4 protein-coding genes are annotated in these 6,157 nt (G+C 55.2%); 3 read left to right on the forward strand and 1 reads right to left on the reverse strand.

The genetic code is table 11. From position 1 onward, the window contains the following. Nucleotides 1-392: 392 nt before the first annotated feature. On the reverse strand, nucleotides 393-1,571 hold the full coding sequence (locus Q6D67_RS21295) for a lipid-transfer protein (protein ID WP_304707830.1): 1,179 nt from the start codon (nucleotides 1,569-1,571) through the stop codon (nucleotides 393-395). Nucleotides 1,572-1,799: 228 nt separating this feature from the next. Here Q6D67_RS21295 and Q6D67_RS21300 point away from each other — a divergent pair, with 228 nt between their 5' ends. From Q6D67_RS21300 to Q6D67_RS21310, 3 genes are all read left to right on the forward strand, one after another. Continuing rightward, the gene (locus tag Q6D67_RS21300) at nucleotides 1,800-3,938 is read left to right on the forward strand and encodes a 3-hydroxyacyl-CoA dehydrogenase NAD-binding domain-containing protein (RefSeq protein ID WP_304707832.1); all 2,139 of its coding nucleotides are present in this window, start codon (nucleotides 1,800-1,802) and stop codon (nucleotides 3,936-3,938) included. A 441-nt stretch (nucleotides 3,939-4,379) separates the two neighbouring features. Further along, nucleotides 4,380-5,606 carry an NAD(P)/FAD-dependent oxidoreductase gene (locus Q6D67_RS21305; RefSeq protein ID WP_304707834.1) on the forward strand — a complete coding sequence of 409 codons (1,227 nt, stop codon included), beginning with the start codon at nucleotides 4,380-4,382 and terminating at the stop codon, nucleotides 5,604-5,606. Between the two features lie 46 nt (nucleotides 5,607-5,652). Beyond that, nucleotides 5,653-5,973 (forward strand): 2Fe-2S iron-sulfur cluster-binding protein, encoded by a 321-nt coding sequence (locus Q6D67_RS21310; protein ID WP_304707835.1) that lies wholly within the window; start codon nucleotides 5,653-5,655, stop codon nucleotides 5,971-5,973. Nucleotides 5,974-6,157: the final 184 nt, after the last annotated feature.

Here is a 6,157-nt window from a genome sequence, read left to right on the forward strand (position 1 = left end):
CAAACTTGGGACATGGAGCGACGAGGAAGTTGAGTGCGTCAAAATCATGCCTTTTTCAGCAGCCTGCTAGGCCTCGAAGCGGGCCAGGGCGTCGGCCCACATTTGTACCAGCAGAGCTTCCTGATTTTTAAAAGGTTGTACGCCAAGACGTGACTCATACCGGCTATTGCGCAAATGACCGAAAAGCTCTGGGCCGCCGGTCCGTTTTGGCGGTACACTTACAGCGCCGCCGTCGATAGGCGAGACCGCATCGGCTCGATTTCCTGCTCGCGTTGGTGTGCCCGAGACATATGGATTTCTTACAGTTGACGTCGCTTGTCTATTTGCAAAACGCCAAGAAAACGGGCTGTGTAGATAACAATCACGCAATCCACACAACTCCAACGACAGCGTTACACGCGATACACTGTTACCACGGCGGCGCCACCTAAGCCGATATTGTGCTGCAAAGCCACTTTGGCACCATCCACCTGCCGAGCGCCGGCTTGGCCACGCAGGTGCCAGACAAGCTCCGCGCACTGGGCCACGCCGGTGGCGCCGATTGGATGCCCCTTCGACATCAGACCGCCCGAGGGATTGACCACATAGCGGCCGCCGTAGGTGTTGTCGCCATCCTCAATAAGCTTGCTGGCCTCGCCCTCGCCGCACAGCCCCAGGCCCTCATAACTGATCACCTCGTTGGGGGTGAAACAGTCATGCAGCTCCACCACCTGAACGTCCTCCGGTCCAAGCCCCGCCTGGGCATACGCGGTGGCGGCCGCGCGGCGGGTCATCTGGGCGCCAACAAGGTTGATCGCGTTGTCCCAGCTATCTTCTGCATCCGTGGCCATGCCCTGGCCGGCGATTTCTACGGTATGCCTGATGCCGTGCTTTCTAGCAAAGGCTGCGTTGCAAACAATCGCCGCCGCGGCTCCACAGGTGGGCGGGCAGGCCATAAAGCGGGTCAAGTGGGGTTCGTAAATTACCGGCGAGTTCATCACCTCATTTAGGGTCAGCGGCGCCGTAAAAAGGGCAAAGGGGTTGTTAGCTGCGTGGCGGCGGGTCTTCACTGCCACCTTCCCGAAGATCACCGGATCGGCGTCATAGCGCTTAAGGTATTCCATGCCACCGGCGCCGAATACGCAGGGTGCGGGACCAGCCTGAGTGATCGGGTAACCGAGCCGCTCCAGGCGGGGAATAAAGTCTCCAAAAGGGCTGGGGCGGTCATCCCAGTTGCTACCCAGGGCGCCGGCGCGCATCTGCTCAAAGCCCACCACCAGAGCACAATCCACCTGCCCTCCGGCCACGGCCTGGCGGGCCAGATACAGAGCGGTGGACCCGCTGGAGCAGTTGTTGTTAACGTTGATGATTGGGACGCCAGTCTCACCTACGCGGTACAGTCCTTTCTGGCCGCAGGTGCTGTCGCCATAGATATAGCTGGCATAGGCCTGCTGAACCTTATTATAGTCGATGTTAGCGTCTTTCAGGGCCAGGCGCACCGCCCTCTCCGTCATGACATCGTAGTTTTCGTTTTCGCCGGGCTTGGCAAACCTCACCATGCCGACACCGGCGACCAGGGCTTTATCGCTCATCAGACCTCTCACATCAAGGAGAAAAAAGCGGATCACGTCCGCTGTAAAGAGGAATTAATTTTCACACCAAGCCGGAAGTTTTCAGTCGTCGGATCCGACGATTTTTCGCGCACCTAGTCTGCCACGAGTTTTTCGTCGAAATCGACGAGAGTCACTTCTGCACCGTCACGTATACTCCGCAGCTAAATTGCAAGCATAAACTTTCCATTCTGAGACAGGCGTTACTCTATGACCAGCACTCTATTTTTAGGCGATTTCCTTCGTATCGATGACCTCGAAGACGGGGTATTCGATTTGATCCTGGACAATCGCCAGGAACCCGTTAACACCATGAGCGAAACCTTTCGGGAAGAGCTTCACAGCGCTGTAGCCAAACTTCAACAGCAGGCTCCCAAGGGCTTGCTCATTAGCAGCGCCAAACCGGGCTTTCTTGCCGGAGCCAACATAGGCGCGCTGGCGGCATTGCTCGACCAACCCCCAGAGCAGCAGATCGCGTTCTGCAGCACCACCGCCGAAGTGCTGTGCGAACTGGAAGACCTGCCCTGCCCCAGCGTCAGCCTGATCAACGGCTTTGCACTCGGCGGTGGCATGGAGCTTGCGCTGTGCAGCGACTATCGGGTGGCGGAAAACACGGCACTGCTCGGATTCCCGGAAGTGGGTCTGGGTGTTCTGCCCGGGGTTGGCGGCACGGTCAAGGCACCTCGTCTGGCGAGCTTCGCCACTGGTCTGGAATGGCTGACAAGCGGACGCCAATACTCCGCAGCCAAGGTGGCCGACAGCGGGATGGTGGATGAGGTCTGCGAGGGCGGCGCCCTTCGCGAGCGAGGCCTGCTACTATTGCAGCGCGCCATGCAAGGTCAACTGGATTGGCAGGCGCGTCGCGCGGTGCGGCGGGGCCCGGCGGTGCTGGACGCCATGGCATTGACCCAGTGCAAAACCAATTTTAGCCGCCGAGCCGCCCACTACCCTGCAGCAATGGAAATCACTCATCTCCTTGAGCGCTGCGCGGTACTCGATCGTGACGCTGCGTTAGTGGAGGAAGCCAAGGCCTTTTCCGTCCTCGCCCGCTCCACCACCGCCAGCGCGCTGGTCGCAGTGTTTCGGGCCCAGCAAGCCCTAAAAAGTAAGAACAAGGCTTACGCAAGCCAAGAGAAGATCACCCGGGCTGGAGTGCTGGGAGCCGGCATTATGGGCGGCGGCATTGCCTTTACAACGGCGCAGCGTGGCACGCCGGTGATCATGAAGGACATTGCCCGGCCGGCCGTCGACCTAGGACACAATGAAGCAAAAAAACTTCTCAAGAAGTCTGTCTCGACCGGCAAATTCACCCAGCAGCAGGCAGACGCCGTGCTAGATTCCATCCAGGGCCAGCTGAATTACTCCGAATTCAACACCCTGGATATCGTCGCCGAAGCCGTGGTGGAGAAACTCGCAGTGAAGCAGACTGCCCTCGCCGAAGTCGAGCATTTCGTGCGCCCCGACACGGTGCTGGCCTCAAACACCTCCTCCCTGCGCATCGCAGATATCGCCCAGAACCTCACCCGCCCCGAGAATCTCACCGGCATGCACTTCTTCAATCCGGTGCACATGATGCCGCTGGTGGAAGTGGTCAAAGGGCCACAAAGCTCAGATACAGCAGTGGCCAAAACAATCGCCTACGCCCTGCAAATGGGAAAAACTCCACTGTTGGTAAAAGACTGCGCAGGCTTCCTGATCAACCGCATCCTCGGTGCTTATTTCACTGCCTTCAATTTGCTGGTCCGAGATGGTGCCGATTTCAAACGTATCGACGCAATCATGACAAATTGGGGCTGGCCCATGGGGCCAGCCTACCTGCTGGATGTCGCAGGGCTGGACACACTGGAAAAGGCCATGACTATTTTGGCTCAAGCCTATCCGGGCGTGATGGCAGTCGGGGGCAAGACAGGTATTTCAGAACTGGCCGCGGCGGGGCGATACGGGCAAAAGTCCGGTGCGGGATTTTACAAATATAAAACCGACGAGACAGGACGGCCACAGAGGACAGACGATCACGAGACTTATCGCCTGTTGGCGGGCGTTCAATCGGTCAATAACGACTCGCTTTCCGATGAGGAGATCGAGCAGCGCATGATGCTGGCGATGGTGTTGGAGGCCAGCCGCTGCCTCAATGAAGGCATCTGCGATTCAGCTGAGGATCTCGATACCGGCATGCGCATGGGCACCGGCTTCCCTGCACACTTCTGCGGACCCCTGTGGTTCGCCGATCACGTCGGCCTGGATGTGATACTGACAAGGTGCGAAGCCTATTCACACATGGGAGGTTTATACACCGCGGACCAAGGCTTGATTAATCTCACCAAAGCTAAGGCCCGCTTTTATCGTTAATGAATGCTGGCGAAAAGGACTTCGAATCAAGTGACGCCGAGATTCGAGTCACCCAGATTATACCGACGCTCATGGAAATCACGAGTCCGTTTCACGCACATATTCTATATGGCGAGCAGAAACTACTCTCCTGCAATTCGTCGCTTAAAACGACCCCGATTTTGCCTTGTTTGACTAGAATTGGCCTTGTAAAAACCTATGACAACAACAGAGAGAGGCTAGCAACAAAGAGTAGATTTCATCTCGGCGACTAAAAAGGCTGCGGTCATCGGATGCATCAGACCACACTCAGACAGACCCATACACAAGAGCATATAATGTGCTCCAGTTTTTTGGGGCAGGAAACGCTGAAGATGGAATCCATTTGTTCGATTTTGCGAGAAAGGGCACCGATGGTTTCTCCATAATTTTTCCAACAGGATGAATAAGTATGTTTTTTTCATGACAATGGAACACTGTGTGATTATTGGCGGGAGTCACGCCGGGGCACAATTGGCGACTTCGCTGCGCCAGGAGGGATGGAAGGGTAGAGTTTCTCTGATCGGTGCAGAACCGATACTTCCCTACCATCGCCCTCCTCTCTCTAAGGCTGCTCTGAGCGGAGAAAAGAGTGACGGTGACTTACTGATCCGTCCTGCGGATTTCTATGAAAAGCTCCAGATCGACCTGATACTTGGCAGCGAGGTCATAGCGATCGATCGCGGTGAAAAAAAAGTTGTCCTCCATGACGGTGGCGAAATCAGGTACAGTAAATTGGCACTTACGACAGGCGCGAAAGTACGGAAGATCTCCATACCGGGCTGTGAACTCCAGGGGGTTTGTTACCTGCGCGGCCTCGGCGATGTCCATCAAGTTCGCAAGCACGTCGGTCCTGGCAAGTCTGCGGTGGTGATCGGGGGGGGCTATATTGGTTTGGAGTCGGCGGCCTCTATGCGCAAGATGGGGATGGATGTCACCGTGCTAGAAGCATTGCCCCGTGTTTTGGAACGCGTCACATCCCATGAAATATCGGCTTTTTATACCCGAGTTCACGAGGAGGAGGGTACCAGAATTATCACTCATGCCACCGTTGAGACGATTGAAGGTGATAAACGTGTTACCGGCGTTCGCTTGGCAGATGGGCGAATGCTGCCAGCTGACGTTGTGCTTATTGGAGTGGGAGTATTGCCAGCGACCGAATTAGCAGAGACGGCGAAATTAGAGGTAGACAACGGAATAGTGGTTGACGAGTTCGCCCGCACCTGCGATCACAATATCGTGGCAGCAGGAGACTGCACGAATCATTTCAATCCCATCTACAACAAGCGATTTCGCCTGGAGTCTGTACAGAACGCCAATGATCAGGCGAAAATCGCAGCGAAAACGCTCTGCGGTAAGCTGGTAGCGTATCGGACACTGCCGTGGTTCTGGTCGGATCAGTACGACCTCAAACTGCAAATTGCCGGAATCTCACAGGGGTTCGACACCGTTGTACTTCGCGGCGACACCAACACGGGCCGCAGTTTTGCGGCCTTCTATTTTTCCGGCGATAGATTGCTGGCTGTCGACGCAATTAACCGACCCAAAGAATTTATGATGGCTAAACGATTTCTTGCCGAAGGTAAAACGGCTGACCCCAACAAACTAGCCGACGAGAACGTCAATACAACAGAGATCTTTGTAGACTAATTATCGGAAGTATCCTGTCCTAAAAACATAGAGGTAACTGTAGCCCATGCCCCTAATAACTTTTATCACGCACGACGGCATTGCAAATGAAGTGGTCGTAGAAGCTGGCGTCAGTTTGATGCAGGCGGCATTAAACAACGGTATCGATGCGATCCTGGGCGAATGTGGTGGTGTTTGCAGCTGCGCAACCTGTCATTGCTACATCGATAGGACCTGGACAAGCAAGACCGGGGAACCAAGCATCATCGAAAAAGACATGTTGGATTGCGTCATTGAGCCTGAAGAAAGCAGCCGCTTGAGCTGTCAAATCACCGTAACCGACGCCCTGGATGGGCTGGTAGTACATCTGCCAGAAGCTCAAGTCTGAAGCGGCAACATGTAGGTAGCAATTCCATACCGCGTTGGAAAGGATATCGAGAAGAAGCTCTGGTTCGGAAGCTGTGAAAACCAACCCACAAGGATCTTACTCACTCTGTAAAGTCACTAGTATCATAAACCATTAATTACGAAACATAATGTCGAGACATTTTGAGATCTGCATCTTGCCGAGA

This window comes from Haliea sp. E1-2-M8 (assembly GCF_030649675.1).
GTDB lineage: Bacteria > Pseudomonadota > Gammaproteobacteria > Pseudomonadales > Halieaceae > Haliea.